Genomic DNA, 12,900 nt, shown 5'->3' with positions numbered 1-12,900 from the left:
GACCTCTCCCTGTCCGTCCCCTCCGAAAGCTCCCGTCGCATGTCCTTCCTGAACATCAACGCCACGCTCCCCGAGAAGGGCCGTGACCTCAGGCTCGACCTGTTTCGCGGCATTGCGAACTGGGCGATCTTCCTCGACCATATCCCCGACAACGTGGTGAACTGGATCACCACCCGCAATTACGGCTTTTCCGACGCCGCCGATCTGTTCGTCTTCATCTCCGGCTACACCGCCTCCTTCGTCTATGCGCGGATGATGCTCGAGCGCGGCTTCCTGGTCGGCGCCACGAGGTTGACCAAGCGGGTCTGGCAGCTCTACGTCGCCCACATCATCCTGTTCGTGATCTACATCGCCTCGATCAGCTATCTGGCGCTGCGCTTCGGCGATTCCGAGATGATCAACGAGTTCAACGTCGCCGGCCTGGTCGATAACGCCACCGAGACGCTGCGCCAGGGCCTGTTCCTGCGCTTCAAGCCGCTCAATCTCGACGTGCTGCCACTCTACATCGTGCTGATGGGGCTGTTTCCGCCGGTGCTCTGGTTCATGCTGCGCAAGCCTGACCTGACGATGGCATTGTCCATCGTGCTGTGGCTGACCGCGCGCCATTTCGGCTTGAACCTGAACGCCTATCCGGCCGGACAATGGTACTTCAACCCCTATTGCTGGCAGGTGCTGTTCGTGTTCGGCGCCTGGTGCGCCATGGGCGGCGCGCGGCGCTCGATGGCGCTGATCAATGCGCCGGTCACGCTCTGGCTCTGTCTCGGTTACATGCTGTTCGCGCTGGTCATGACCATGGCTGGCCGTTTCCCGACCCTCGGCGGCATGTTCCCGGAATGGCTGTTCTCGGCGTTCAATCCAAACGACAAGACCAACCTCGCGCCCTACCGCTTCATCCATTTCGTCGTGATCGTGATCCTGGTGATCCGCTTCGTGCCGAAGGACTGGCCGGGCCTGGAATGGAAAGGGTTCGATCCCATCATCGTGTGCGGCCAGCAGTCGCTCGCCGTGTTCTGCGTCGGCGTGTTCCTGTCGTTCGTCGGTCATTTCGAGCTGTCGATGAGCTCGGGCTCGCTGTTCGCGCAGATCTTCGTCAGCGTCGCCGGCATCGCGATCATGACGACGGTGGCCTATTACATCTCCTGGTCGAAGAGGCAGGACAAGCCGCTGAAGCCGCCGCCGCCCAAGCCTGCCGCCGCAAAGGCCGCTTGAAGGGCCGCAACGATACCGCGCCGGACGACAGCGACGCCGCTTCAGGCCGCCGCTTCGTTGTCGTACTCGGTAAACTTCTTGTAGATCCAGTCGCGGCCGTCGTGGCGGCGCCAGACCTTGCCGTAAACCAGCTGGCCGTTGATCGAGCGGCGCGGCACGAACACGGTCCAGAGGTGCCAGATCTCGGTCCAGCTCGCCTGCGGACCGATGTTTCGGACGTTGCGATCGAAAGACATGATGCAGAACTCACGGGATACGAGCGCTGCGACGAACTGTGATGCCGTGTGAGCACGAATTTCAGGCAGCCATCGCAAGCCGGATCGATCTGATAACAGTCACGGAGGCGGCCGCAACAACCGCTCGCCCTTAACCTAACCGATCAACCTTACTTCCTGTGAGCGCGCGGCAAGATTGGTTGAAAGCGGTCGCCGATTTTCCTAGACTGTGTGCGATTTGAGAATGAGCGCGTCGTTTTGAGGACGCGCGGTGATTTCCAGGCTGACGCGAATTTTTGAAGACTATTGACGGGCGGGGGCCACCACGATGAATTTGCAATGTGCATGTCTGCGCTTGGCGCTGCGATCGACGCCGCCTGCTCTGCCCGCGAAGATGCCGGAGCAAGAGCCACGGAAGGTCGCCAACGACAATCAGCTGGCCTGGCCGTTCCTGCCGTTTCCGTTCGGCTGGTACGCGACGAACTGACGGTTGGAAAAGCGCGACGCCGCGCAAGCGGAATATCATCGCTTGGCGGCGTCCGTTAGGCATTGGGCGCTGAAATCCCCCAACACCTATGTGTCTATGGCGACGCTCAAAGGTTCGACAAAGTCTTGCGATTTCCGCGCCGCCCGACCCGCCCAATGCCTTGAAAAATCGCGCGGAAGTCGCGTCGCGCAGAGAATGAGCCCCGAGGGTTAGGATGCTTTGGCAGCCCTGGGGGATCGGCACCGAACGGGCGCCATGCTCGGCGGCTGCGCTCTCGCCCGGCGCCTCGCCGAATGGCTGTTGATCTGAGGCGCGGTTCCGACCCACCTCGGGACTGGTCGGGGCAGCTGGATTCGAACCAACGACCTGCAGTACCCAAAACTGCCGCGCTACCAGGCTGCGCTATACCCCGAATGTCCGGCGAGCCCCGTCGATACACGCTTCCCAAAGCGCCAGCAAGCCTCCCAACGGCACTGGCAAGCTTCCCAAAAGACCTCCAGGACGGGGCAATAGCCCTGCCAATAGGCCCCTGGCCCGCCTACTTGCTGCCGAACAGCGGGTGGCCGACGCGGTCGCCGGCGCGGATCCCATATTTTTGCGCCGTCCCCGCCACCACCTCCAGAACAGCCCGCGCGGGCCCCTTGGATGAGATGATCTTTGTCGACATCGGCTCGGTATTTTCGGCGATGCGCAGGATACGGCCGTCGGCGCGAATGAAGATCATGTCGAGCGAGACGTAGGTGTTCTTCATCCACATCGACACCTCCTGCTCGGGATTGAAGTCGAACAGCATGCCTTTGCCGTCCGCCAGTTCTTTCCGGTACATCAGGCCGGTCTGCTTCTCTTCCTCCGTCGTCGCAATTTCGACCGAGAACACCTGCACGCCGTTCCTGGTGACGATCTCGAGCGGCTGGAAGCTGGCGGCGCGGACGGGCGCGCTCGCGACAGCGCAGCCGGCGACGACGAGGATGGCGGTGAGCCAGCCCTTCGCAACGGCAAAGACGGCCTTTCGATCGAAATTCATGGATGGCTCTCGAGGCGTGGGACTGGACCAGTCCTTACGTGGCGGTCGCCGGAAAAGCCAGAGGCGCGCCGGCCAGGCAGCGCGCCTCTGCTCACGATCGCGGGAATGGATTTAGTGGGACGAGACCGGCGATCCCGTCTCGGGATGGATCTCGGCCGCCATCATGCCTTTGGAGCCGGGCCCGAAGCGGACCAGGACATACTGGCCGGGCCGCAACTCGGTCATGCCGAAGCGGCGCAGCGTCTCCATGTGCACGAAGATGTCGGGCGTACCCTCGCCGCAGGTCAGAAAGCCGAAACCGCGCAGCCGGTTGAACCACTTGACCTGGGCCCGCTCCAGTCCGCTGGTCGCCGTCACCGTGACATGGGTGCGTGGCGGCAGCATCTGTGCCGGATGGATCGCAGTCGACTCGTCCATCGAGACGACGCGGAACGCCTGGTAGCCCTTGGCCCGTTGGATGCACTCGACGACGATGCGGGCGCCCTCGTAGGCGGTCTGGAAGCCGTCGCGCCTAAGCACGGTAACGTGCAGGAGCACGTCGGGCCAGCCATTGTCGGGAACGATGAAGCCGTAGCCCTTTGATGCGTCGAACCATTTGATGACGCCGTGAACCTCGACGAGGTTGGCGCTGCTCTCACCAAGTCCGGTGAACGGACTGAGTGCGCTGTCGCGACCGCCACCGCCGTGTTCGCCCACCGCGGGAACTCCGACCTTCTTGGACTCAAATCCGTCCGACGACCCCATAACCCCGGACCCCACACATGCCATGCAACCCGCCTGAATGGCGGCGCCGAATCACGCGTCTTTAGAGAATCTTCTCAACTCGACGCGACGCGAATCTTTCGACTCAAAAGATAACACTCCCGGTTGCGACGCATAGACAAAAAAGAGATTCGCCGGAACCTATGAACAGCTTGCACAGCCGCGAATCAAATTGCTGCCTCAATTTCCGACAAAGGGCCCGAGCGTTTCGCCGATGTCATGGCGGATCACGAGGTCGGCGATGTCGTCCTGCTCGGTAGGCTCGCGATTGACGATCACCAGGCGCGCACCGGATTCCTTCGCCATCATCGGAAAGCCAGCGGCCGGCCACACCACCAGCGAGGAACCGATCGCGATGAAGAGGTCGCAGGCTTGCGACAGCGCGGTCGCGCGCTGCATTTCGTCCTCGGGCATCATCTGGCCGAAGGAGATCGTGGCGGTCTTCACCGGCTCGTCGCACACGGTACAGTTGGGTGCAGCGCCCTCCGCGTCCATGCGGCGCTTCACCCAGTCGAGCGGATAGGCCTGACCGCATCCGATGCAGCGCGCATATGTGGTGTTGCCGTGAAGTTCGATCACGTGATCGCTCGCGACGCCTGAGGCCTGGTGCAGATTGTCGATGTTCTGAGTGATGATCGCGGGAACCTTGCCGGCGCGGTAGAGCGAGGCGAGCGCGCGATGGCCGCGACCGGGCCTCGCCGCCGCAAAGACCTCCTCCATCGCGAAGCGCCGGCGCCAGGATTCGTCGCGCGCCTCCCGGCTGGCGACGAACTCGTCGAATGGGATCGGGCGGTAGCGCGTCCAAATTCCGCCCGGCGAGCGGAAGTCGGGGATGCCGCATTCGGTCGAGATGCCGGCGCCGGTGAACGGCACGATCCGTTTGGCTTCGGCGATCATGTCGCCGAGACGCTCGACGCCGCTGCGAAGATCCGATGCAATCAACGCGGCCTCCCGTTTTGCTTTGCCGATTGGCTTGGCTGATCAGTTTTGCTGATTTGTTTTTGCGCTAGCTGCAACATGTGCAAGCGACAAGATTATTGACGCTGTTATCCACTGCCGCGCAAGACGCGGTCGGCAATTTTTTCCGACCCTCGCTTATCACAATCCTGCAATGCCTCCTCCCCATTGACGCCCCAATCAGAAGCGCCAATGCATGTGTTGATGCGACTCAATGTGATTGCGGCGGCAGTGCTTGGGTTCAGTAGGACACATACTCACGTGCAGAGGGGATTTGAAATGACCGAGGACGAACAGCGTAAAATCCGCGAACGCGAAGAGATCGCCGCCCGTGTCGCCGCCTTCCGTGCCACCCAGGAAAAATTCAAACGCGAGCGGGACGAGTATTTCGTGTCGACGCTCGACAACGCGCGCAAGGTGGAACGGCCCTCGCTCTGGCCGTAACGACACCAGATCACCAGGCATGAAAAGAGCCGGGAGCGTTGCTCCGGGCTCTTTCGTTTGTTCAGCCGTTACCAGTGACGGTAATAGTGGTGGCGGCGGTAGTACGGTCCATCGCCGTAGTAGGCGTACGGACCAGGGCCGTAAGCGTAGGCGGGGCGGCCATAGTAGCCATACCCCGGGCCGTAGCCGTAGCCATAAGGATGGGACGCGGCGACAGCGCCCGCAGTGATGGCGCCGGCGGCGAGGCCGAATGCGAGGCCCGGACCGATGCCGCGACCGCGCGCCTCAGCGGGCGCAGGCGCCGCGACCGCGGTCACGCCGACGGCCGCAACGGTAGCCAGAACTGCCAGTGTCTTCCTGATCATAAATGTCCTCCTTCGTATCTCGCACAGACAACGCCGGCGCGTTGCGATGGTTGCGCGCAAGCCTGTGGAACCGAGCTCGGAATAAATCCGGCCACGCATGGAACAGGCGTGCCTTCCGCGAATTGTTTGTTGAAGTGCGGAAGCCTCTGCCGTCGGGTTGAGGCAACAGCACAAAGACCCCGTCAGCATCACAAATGCTGGCGGGGTTTTCAGTTTTACGACAGCAAATTGGCAACGCACCACCATTGCTGCCAGCGGGGAGCGCCTAGGAGAATGAAGTGCCGATATCCAGATTGCTGGCCCGTATCCGCAGGCTCGTTCCCAGATCCGGCGATCAGCATTACGACGAGATCGTCCGCAGTTTCGGTGTCGGCACGCTGCGCCCGCCGCCGACGCCGATGAGCGACGGCGAACTGGCGCGGGCGATTGCCGAGTTCCTCAAGGAACAGCCGTCGAGCGAGTCCGTAGGGGCCCTCGGCCGGCGGCTCGACCCCACCACCCCGCTTTGAGGCGCGGGTCCGTCCTGTCCGGGAACATGCGCTTCGCGCGCACGTTGGCGTAGCCTTCAAGGAGAAAAGAGGCCGACATGCCTGTCTGGCTCGAAGTCTTGCTCAACCTGTCCGGCTATGCCGGTTTCGTGGCGCTCGCCTCACGCGGCCCCGCGTGCCCCGGCAGTTCCGCCGACCATCAGATCTCTGGCGGCGACCGCTAATTCGCGTGCGACGCCTGGCCCGCCGTGCGCATCAGCCTGTCGGCCTTGACCGCGACACGCGTGTCCTCGAGCTGTGGCCGCAGCGAGACGCTGATCACCACGAAAGCCAGACAGAAGAGCGTGCCGACGATGGCGACGCGCCGATAGGTGTGGCGGTCGCCCTGATAAAAGCTCGGTTCTGAAAAAGGTGTCATGAATTCGTTCTTGGCAAAATTGCTTCTTCGCCAAAATTGCTTGTTGGCAAAGTTGTTTCCAGTCTTCGCCAAACACACCTATCCCAAGCAGCGGCAAGCGCAACGCGATTGGGCTTTTAACCTAACCGAATAGGGTTATCGGCTTCGCGGCAAGCTTACGTTAGGAGTTCGCGGAAGCGTCTTCAGGACCCGCCATGCCGCTTCAAGCTCGCGCGATGCGGAGGCTGTGGATCTGTGGATCCGCCGTCCGGCTTTGTTCCAGCTTCACCTGCCTTTCGTTCTCGAAGAACGAATCGGAATCGCAGAAATCGGCGCGAGGCAAGTCTTAAGACTTCGTTTGCACACGAACGAGCGCCGTCGCCAACGATCGCGCGCTCACATCGCGTCTTCGGATTTCGACCGCGGTGGCACCTGCGGCACCGATGGCCTGCCTTTGCGCAAGCGCGGGTGCCGGTCGCACTAAAACACTTTTGCGATCTCGGCGAACATCTCGAGCAACCAGCACGCATCCATGTCGCGTCTCGCTCGCCTCATATCGTAGCGAGGGACAGGCGGACGGGACTGTGCGAAGCATCACGCCGGCTTGGTCAGGACGGGCGTGTCCCGCATCGACACAGAAGCCACGGCTTGTTCTGCATCCGACTCCGTTTCGTTCGCAGGGAACGAATCGGAGTCGAGAAATCAGCGCAAATCGATTCCTAACGACCGGTGAAGGCGGACGCGATTGCCTGTTGTCATCGACATAGCGCGACGCTCATCACGCCGCTCGCTTCGCCGTGTCCTTCGATAGATCCTTCTCCGAAAAGCATTCGAGGATCTGGATGCGGAGTTCTTCCGCGGCCGGCCCCTCGAGCTTCCTGAGCTGATTCCAGAGCCTGATTACTTCGCGTTGTTTCTCGACAGTCATGGGCACCTCCAAAACAATGTCGCGGCCAAAAGAGATGCGCACTAGAACAAAATAGGAACAAAAAGTCTATCCCCTCCTCGCGAAATTCGCCGGGCAGATCGCCTTGAGCCTTCCGCGCGCCGGCGGTTGGTTTTTTAGGTTTTCAACCTTAAGTTCGACTCACGGCGGCGGCCAGGCGCTGAAATCCCATCGCCGCCCGCCAAAAAGGCCCCGTGCGAAAGCGCAGGGGGTTTTCTTTTGGGGAACGCGCCATCGCCCTCCCCGTTAGTCATTCCGGAGCGAGGGACCGTGACCAGAAAATACTACGCCGTCGAGGTGGTGCGTCAGATCGAGGAGACCGTGGAGATCATGGTCGAAGCGCCGGACCAGACCGCCGCACATGATGCAGCGCTCGCGCACCTGAAGGCGCGCGGCTCCGAATATCAGTGGCTCAATCCCAAATGTGATCTCGTCGTCTGGCGCGAGCGTCAGGTCGATACGCCGGCGATCATCGACGTATCCGTGTCGCCGGACTAGCGGCCGGAACGAATTTTCCCGGCCTGCGTTGTCAGGCCGAATTCAGTGGTGCTGGCGGCATGTCGCGACGCGGCCGACCAGCTTGAAGAGCCCCGGTCCCCAAGTCCGGGGTTTTTCTTTGAGGCGGCGCCATCCAAGCAATGGCCCGAACAGCAAAACAGCCACCGGGCGTTACGCCGGGTGGCTGCTTTGAGAATTGTCGACGCTCGCCTCTGTCCGCCTCTTAGACCAGCGCAGTCAGACCGGCAGATTGTCGGTCATGCCGGGCGGCACTTCGCCTTGCTTGGTCCGCTCGGCGAGAAGCTCCTTTTCGGCCTCGTACCAGAAGGTGTCCATCGTGCCCGCGGGCTCGCCGGCCTCCTTCCAGAGGTGATAGGCCCGGTTTCGAATCTCTTCTTCGCTGAGACCAGTCATGTGATTTCTCCCTTTCGGAAGCAAAGCCTGACGACGCCCTAGAGTTCCTTAAGAGAGTTCCTTATTGGTTCAGCACAAGCAAGCAGTCATTGCGGGACTCCGAAAAAGAAGCCACCGCAACGAAAACGCGAGCCCTTAGACGGAGTCCTTGGCCACCTTCAGCGGCGAGGCCTTCACCGACTTGCTCGCCGGCTTCGCGGCGAACTGCATCGGCTCCTTGGTGAAGGGGTTGACGCCCATGCGGGCTTCGGTCGCCGGCTTGTTCACCACCGACATCTTCACGAAGCCGGGAATGACGAACTCGCCGGACTCGTTGAGCTCCTTGTAGCCGACCGTCGCCATGTACTCGATGACCGACTTCACGTCGTTCTTCGACAGCTGCGTGCCCTCGGCAATTGCATCGATCAACTGAGTCTTGGTCATCTTCGCCATGTCTGAATTTCCTTCTGTGCGCGCGAGCAGGCTTTGCTCAGGACGCGGTCCAACCGCGCAACGCGCTTCTGATTCATGCCAACTTTCATGAAGTGACGGGGCTTAGAACCCATCGACGCCCAAAACGCAAGCAGGGGGTTCGGCGGGAGCGGCGGACGCCCGGGCAAAGATGCCGCAGCTTGCGCCGTTTCCGCGTTGAACCATTTTCTCCCTGAGGCGTCTAACTCTTTGAAGTCCCCAAGCTTCACCCCCATCAGAGAGCCCCGCTTCCCCCAGGCGGGGCTTTCGCCTTTTCCGGGGGACCCGGCCGCGCAATGCCGATCAGGCTGGCCCCCAGGTCGACGCCTGGGGCCGCACGGGTGACCGTCACAAGGCAGGTTCTCTTTTCCGGTCATCTCCTGCATAATGCGGCATGGCAAAAACAAAAGTGACCTTCAAAACCGTCCGCATTGCAGACAACGACTGGAAAATCCTGGCGGATTACCCGGACAGCGAACAGCGCGAAATCAAGGGCTTTACCAGCAAGGCAGATGCCGACGACTGGATCAACGGCGACCGCAAGATCGCGTGGCTCCGCTCCCAGGGATACGCCAAGTAAAGCGCGCATAAGTCACGCGCGCATCGTGTGACGCCCTTAGGGGTATGAGGCGCGCTTCGTCCCTCCCCGTTCCAGACGTTCTTTCCGTGCCGGCGCATTGCCGAGCAGGCGGCAACGCTCGCTTGTCTATCGCCTCGCGAGGGCGCCTGGTCGATAAACCTGTGACCGGGCATGCGCCGTTGAGACTTCGGTAACCTAACGCCTCCAAGCTCCTCTCAGTATCGTTGCGTTGGAGTAACCCACAGTGCTGGATTTTAACGAGCTGCGTGAACTCGCGGCTGATGTTCGCGTGTTCGTCGAAATTGCCGAAGACAAGGCCGAAGCGCTTCGCGCCGTCATCACCGCCTATGACGTGGTGCTCGCAATCTTCCCGACCGGAGAGGGCATGGGCCTTCACGTCATCAAGGGCGGCGAGATCCTGGACAGGATCTCGAAATCACGAACCCATACGAGCTACAGCCACACGGCCATTGCGGTTCCCGACCTGGAGCATGCGGAGGTGCTCAAGCACCTGACGGGCCCGGCCGACCAGCGGCTTGCGGCTTAGAGCGTTTTCAAGTTCGCGCGAAGAAAACGCGTCACAACAATCTGGAACGGTTCTGAGTCGATCAGAACCGAAAGTACCCTCATTGCAGACGAGAATTTTTGCACTCCGGAACGCCCTGTTTTAGGAACACGGTTTCTGCACTCCCGTTGGGCCACACAACCAACCAGGAGTTTGAGATGAAGAAGCTCATCATTGCGACTGCCGCCCTGGGCCTCATGTGCGGCTCCGCCTTTGCGCAGAACCAGACCGGCCCTGCCCCGCAGTCCGACAACATGCAGAAGCCCGGCATGACCAACACGGACAAGGGCACGATGAGCAGCGGCACGACCGGCATGAGCCATGACGGCATGAGCAAGGGCGGAACGGTGAGGCCCGACGCCTCCGGCCAGGGTGGCTCCGGCCCCGGCAGCGACCAGGGCGGCACCAGGACCCGCAGCAACATGAAGTAAGCCGGTTTCCTTGTACGGCCGGCTTCCCGGCCGCGTCGCTTCCACAAGCGGCGCGGCCATTTCATGACAAGGGTCTTTTTGGAACCTGCCGCGAATGCACTCCTCACAATCGTGCGCGCACCGGAACGGTCAGCTCTCGCCGCGAGTTGCCCCATCTCCAGCAAGGGAGATCGTCATGAGCGTTGAAGGCAAAGTGAAGGAAGGCGCCGGGTTCATCAAAGAAGAGATGAACGAACACGGCAAGTCCCCCGAGAGCCAGAAGAAGGCTCAGGAAGGTCGAGACCTGCGCAACGAAGGCCGGATCGAAGACGGCAAGCCGCCGAAGACGACCAAGCCGGGTACCGGTCACTAGGGCATTTTCGCGTGGACTGAATATCGGTTCGCGATAATTCTCCGGCCTGATTTTCGAGAACCGCCTCCGGCAATGTCGGGGGCGGTTTGTCGATACACGCGCCATCGCGTGCAAGGCTATCGATGTCAAGGCTATCGATATCAAGGCTATCGCATATGCAGAAACATTTGGCTGAAGCTCGACTGCGACCATCCTTCGAGATGCCCGCCTGCGGCGGGCCCTCAGTATGAGGGATGAGTATGCGGCAGCATTTCAACGCAGATGGATGCAGCCAAGCCTCATCTGGGCAGGTGGGCACCTTGCCGCGTCATGGGCGAGCCACGAACAAACAAGGAACAAAAAGCACAAGCCGGCATTGAACCTGAAAAGGAGAGATCGCCATGACTAACAATAAGATGGCTGACAAGACAGCTGACAACCCACGGACAACACACAAAAGGATCCGAAGGATTGGGTCTCCGGCGACGACCCGATGACCGGCGCCCAGGAATCCTACCTCAAGACCCTCGCCGAGCAGGCGCACAAGCCCCTCCCCGAGGAGAATCTGACCAAGGCAGAGGCGTCAGAGCTGATCGACACGATGCGGCAGAAGGCCGGGCTCGAGAAGTAGAGAGCTTCAGCATTTCGAAACTTGGGATTGACGGGGCGGCGGCCGACAGGAAGGCCGCCGATCGCTTTCGCGGAGCGCCAATTCGGACCAATCATCGACGGCGAGCGCGGTCCTGTAACGCAGGCTCGCGACCAGGCGGCTAATCGCTTCCGACGACCCTGACAGCGAGCTCAGCGACCGCACGACGGCCGGCCGCGACGAGGCCGTCGATTTCGCGTGTCTCGTGCTTGGCGCAGTGGATGATCCGTTCGGCGACATACCGGCGCGCGGCGTAGGCGTCCATCACCTCAGGCATCATCTCGCTGACGCGCTCCAGCGCCCTGTCCATCTGCGACAGCGTTCGTGCGTTGAACTCTTCCAGAAGCAACATCAACAGTCCTCAATCTCATCAAGATTACTTGTTGGGCGACGGACGCCGAAAGGCATGCACCCCGCGCGCCCTGCGAGATGGGAGAGCCTGACTCCACCAATGTCCGAAGTGCCGCCGATACCGAGAGAGGTTGCAGACGTTCGGCCGACGCGGCATTCACAAACGTTAAGCGCGATGCGTTTCGTTGGGCACGGGCGGTGTCAGTGCACTGTCCCGCAAGGGGAGCCATCGGTGTTCGCGAAGAGCACTGCGATCAGGCAGCCAACTGCGCGTCACCGTAATTCGTAATTCCCGACGGATAGGCCAATATCGGACATCACGGTCATTGCCAGATCACTTCCGTACATCGCGGATTGCCAGCTTGACCACTGTAACGAGGACGAAGGCGGGCGCCCCGTAAACGACGGCATTCACGGCCCAAGTGATGGCGACGCCCAGGAACACGGAGCTGCCGACCGCTCCCCAGAAAAGGTAAGCTGCGGATATACCCGGCATCTCCCATGCCATCACAGCGATGGAATAGTCGGTGAGCTGCTCCATGACGAGCAGCACCGTCGAGACGACCGCCCCGATTGCCAGTGCGATGATGACACCCGATTTCATTGTCTTCAAAGCCCCAACAGTCCCATCACGATCGGAATCATAAAAAAGGCTGCGAGGCCGAGGAGGCCTCCTACGGCAACCTTCACCCAACGCCGTTGGATTTTCGGCTCGAGCCATGTCGCCACTTTGACCCAGAGCGCATACGCCCATCCAGCAACAATTGAGCGGAGAAGTGCGAACAGAAGCTCGCCTAGAATATTGGCCATGGCGGTTAGTCGCGTCATGTCCGCGAGGAGTTCATCTGGCGAGGCCTTATTCAGCGCCGTTGGCATTAAGGACCATGCCTTTGCGTCGGATGGTGGCAGTCGTGCGCTAGCCGTAAAAAGACGATGCTTGAGGCAAATGTGTTGGATCAGCCCGCGCCTTGGGCTGCGCAACCGAATAGCCTCTTGGCTTAGCAACCCAGAATTGCCATCGTCCACTTTTGAGGTAAATGATGGACCAGAAATCATTCACGCATACAGTTATCGACGATGTTGTGGCTTGCGAAAAACGGATGCGTGCCAATGACACGCAAGGCAATCGACGGGATTACATCCGAGCGGTCTTTGCCGCTATCGAGGGTCTAAATTGGCGGCTTAAGCTGAGCATCCTCGAACAGAGCCGGCTGCATTCCGTCTTATCACCCCACGAGCACGCAGCGATGCTGGAAGAGACTTACAGCATAGATGAGCAAGGCAACGTTTCGGCTAGCGATACAAACACTCCGGTCGCATTATGCTACTCACCGTCA

At 60.8% G+C, this 12,900-nt stretch carries 22 protein-coding genes and 1 tRNA gene; 10 read left to right on the top strand and 13 right to left on the bottom strand.

The window, feature by feature from the left end; translation table 11 throughout:
• Positions 1-39 precede the first annotated feature (39 nt).
• Positions 40-1,209, top strand: a complete 1,170-nt coding sequence (locus AC0L3S_RS03615) for an OpgC domain-containing protein (RefSeq protein WP_007591348.1) — start codon at positions 40-42, stop codon at positions 1,207-1,209.
• Positions 1,210-1,250: 41 nt separating this feature from the next.
• On the opposite strand, the gene AC0L3S_RS03610 is transcribed toward AC0L3S_RS03615, so the two are convergent.
• The 5 genes from AC0L3S_RS03610 to AC0L3S_RS03590 all read right to left on the bottom strand — a co-directional run bounded on the left by AC0L3S_RS03610 (position 1,251) and on the right by AC0L3S_RS03590 (position 4,639).
• On the bottom strand, positions 1,251-1,445 hold the full coding sequence (locus tag AC0L3S_RS03610; RefSeq protein ID WP_473261483.1) for a hypothetical protein: 195 nt from the start codon (positions 1,443-1,445) through the stop codon (positions 1,251-1,253).
• An 801-nt stretch (positions 1,446-2,246) separates the two neighbouring features.
• Positions 2,247-2,323: transfer RNA gene (locus AC0L3S_RS03605), tRNA-Pro, on the bottom strand.
• A 126-nt stretch (positions 2,324-2,449) separates the two neighbouring features.
• Positions 2,450-2,935 (bottom strand): DUF192 domain-containing protein, encoded by a 486-nt coding sequence (locus AC0L3S_RS03600; RefSeq protein WP_473278102.1) that lies wholly within the window; start codon positions 2,933-2,935, stop codon positions 2,450-2,452.
• Between the two features lie 111 nt (positions 2,936-3,046).
• Positions 3,047-3,679, bottom strand: coding sequence for a cold-shock protein (locus tag AC0L3S_RS03595; RefSeq protein ID WP_018457757.1), 633 nt, complete (start codon positions 3,677-3,679; stop codon positions 3,047-3,049).
• A gap of 198 nt (positions 3,680-3,877) precedes the next feature.
• Positions 3,878-4,639: an SIR2 family NAD-dependent protein deacylase gene (locus tag AC0L3S_RS03590; protein ID WP_473261546.1), complete on the bottom strand. Its 762-nt coding sequence runs from the start codon at positions 4,637-4,639 to the stop codon at positions 3,878-3,880.
• A 294-nt stretch (positions 4,640-4,933) separates the two neighbouring features.
• Between AC0L3S_RS03590 and AC0L3S_RS03585 the strand changes: the two genes are divergently transcribed.
• Positions 4,934-5,098: a hypothetical protein gene (locus AC0L3S_RS03585; protein WP_007610153.1), complete on the top strand. Its 165-nt coding sequence runs from the start codon at positions 4,934-4,936 to the stop codon at positions 5,096-5,098.
• Positions 5,099-5,166: 68 nt separating this feature from the next.
• On the opposite strand, the gene AC0L3S_RS03580 is transcribed toward AC0L3S_RS03585, so the two are convergent.
• Positions 5,167-5,463 (bottom strand): hypothetical protein, encoded by a 297-nt coding sequence (locus AC0L3S_RS03580; protein WP_007610152.1) that lies wholly within the window; start codon positions 5,461-5,463, stop codon positions 5,167-5,169.
• 278 nt (positions 5,464-5,741) lie between these two features.
• Between AC0L3S_RS03580 and AC0L3S_RS03575 the strand changes: the two genes are divergently transcribed.
• Together AC0L3S_RS03575 and AC0L3S_RS03570 are read left to right on the top strand one after the other, a co-directional pair.
• Positions 5,742-5,972, top strand: a complete 231-nt coding sequence (locus AC0L3S_RS03575) for a hypothetical protein (RefSeq protein ID WP_027569930.1) — start codon at positions 5,742-5,744, stop codon at positions 5,970-5,972.
• 77 nt (positions 5,973-6,049) lie between these two features.
• A complete protein-coding gene (locus AC0L3S_RS03570; protein WP_473261549.1) occupies positions 6,050-6,175 on the top strand; it encodes a hypothetical protein in 126 nt (41 codons plus the stop codon).
• Here the strand turns inward: AC0L3S_RS03570 and AC0L3S_RS03565 are convergent.
• Both AC0L3S_RS03565 and AC0L3S_RS03560 read right to left on the bottom strand, forming a co-directional pair.
• The gene (locus tag AC0L3S_RS03565) at positions 6,172-6,369 is read right to left on the bottom strand and encodes a hypothetical protein (RefSeq protein WP_473261551.1); all 198 of its coding nucleotides are present in this window, start codon (positions 6,367-6,369) and stop codon (positions 6,172-6,174) included. The genes AC0L3S_RS03570 and AC0L3S_RS03565 overlap by 4 nt on opposite strands.
• A 757-nt stretch (positions 6,370-7,126) precedes the next feature.
• Positions 7,127-7,276 carry a hypothetical protein gene (locus tag AC0L3S_RS03560; protein ID WP_473278101.1) on the bottom strand — a complete coding sequence of 50 codons (150 nt, stop codon included), beginning with the start codon at positions 7,274-7,276 and terminating at the stop codon, positions 7,127-7,129.
• A 288-nt stretch (positions 7,277-7,564) separates the two neighbouring features.
• Here AC0L3S_RS03560 and AC0L3S_RS03555 point away from each other — a divergent pair, with 288 nt between their 5' ends.
• A complete protein-coding gene (locus tag AC0L3S_RS03555; RefSeq protein WP_007610136.1) occupies positions 7,565-7,792 on the top strand; it encodes a hypothetical protein in 228 nt (75 codons plus the stop codon).
• A 237-nt stretch (positions 7,793-8,029) separates the two neighbouring features.
• Here the strand turns inward: AC0L3S_RS03555 and AC0L3S_RS03550 are convergent, their stop codons facing one another.
• Positions 8,030-8,206, bottom strand: coding sequence for a DUF2934 domain-containing protein (locus AC0L3S_RS03550; RefSeq protein WP_007610132.1), 177 nt, complete (start codon positions 8,204-8,206; stop codon positions 8,030-8,032).
• A 135-nt stretch (positions 8,207-8,341) separates the two neighbouring features.
• Positions 8,342-8,638, bottom strand: coding sequence for an HU family DNA-binding protein (locus tag AC0L3S_RS03545; protein WP_007591377.1), 297 nt, complete (start codon positions 8,636-8,638; stop codon positions 8,342-8,344).
• Positions 8,639-9,050: 412 nt separating this feature from the next.
• Between AC0L3S_RS03545 and AC0L3S_RS03540 the strand changes: the two genes are divergently transcribed.
• From AC0L3S_RS03540 to AC0L3S_RS03520, 5 genes are all read left to right on the top strand, one after another.
• A complete protein-coding gene (locus AC0L3S_RS03540; RefSeq protein ID WP_007591378.1) occupies positions 9,051-9,236 on the top strand; it encodes a hypothetical protein in 186 nt (61 codons plus the stop codon).
• A 244-nt stretch (positions 9,237-9,480) separates the two neighbouring features.
• On the top strand, positions 9,481-9,783 hold the full coding sequence (locus AC0L3S_RS03535; protein ID WP_473261553.1) for a hypothetical protein: 303 nt from the start codon (positions 9,481-9,483) through the stop codon (positions 9,781-9,783).
• 176 nt (positions 9,784-9,959) lie between these two features.
• The gene (locus AC0L3S_RS03530; protein WP_456764436.1) at positions 9,960-10,232 is read left to right on the top strand and encodes a hypothetical protein; all 273 of its coding nucleotides are present in this window, start codon (positions 9,960-9,962) and stop codon (positions 10,230-10,232) included.
• A 175-nt stretch (positions 10,233-10,407) separates the two neighbouring features.
• Positions 10,408-10,584: a hypothetical protein gene (locus tag AC0L3S_RS03525; protein ID WP_007610124.1), complete on the top strand. Its 177-nt coding sequence runs from the start codon at positions 10,408-10,410 to the stop codon at positions 10,582-10,584.
• Positions 10,585-11,056: 472 nt separating this feature from the next.
• A complete protein-coding gene (locus AC0L3S_RS03520; RefSeq protein ID WP_473278100.1) occupies positions 11,057-11,194 on the top strand; it encodes a DUF3072 domain-containing protein in 138 nt (45 codons plus the stop codon).
• A gap of 139 nt (positions 11,195-11,333) precedes the next feature.
• On the opposite strand, the gene AC0L3S_RS03515 is transcribed toward AC0L3S_RS03520, so the two are convergent.
• From AC0L3S_RS03515 to AC0L3S_RS03505, 3 genes are all read right to left on the bottom strand, one after another.
• A complete protein-coding gene (locus tag AC0L3S_RS03515) occupies positions 11,334-11,564 on the bottom strand; it encodes a hypothetical protein (protein WP_473278099.1) in 231 nt (76 codons plus the stop codon).
• Positions 11,565-11,897: 333 nt separating this feature from the next.
• Positions 11,898-12,167, bottom strand: coding sequence for a hypothetical protein (locus AC0L3S_RS03510; RefSeq protein ID WP_473278098.1), 270 nt, complete (start codon positions 12,165-12,167; stop codon positions 11,898-11,900).
• Positions 12,168-12,172: 5 nt separating this feature from the next.
• Positions 12,173-12,439 (bottom strand): hypothetical protein, encoded by a 267-nt coding sequence (locus tag AC0L3S_RS03505; protein ID WP_473278097.1) that lies wholly within the window; start codon positions 12,437-12,439, stop codon positions 12,173-12,175.
• Between the last annotated feature and the right edge of the window lie 461 nt (positions 12,440-12,900).

It is taken from the genome of Bradyrhizobium sp. Ken01 (genome assembly GCF_055807355.1).
The sequence above is the reverse complement of the archived record's forward strand: the minus strand, read 5'-3'. Positions and strand labels throughout refer to the sequence as shown.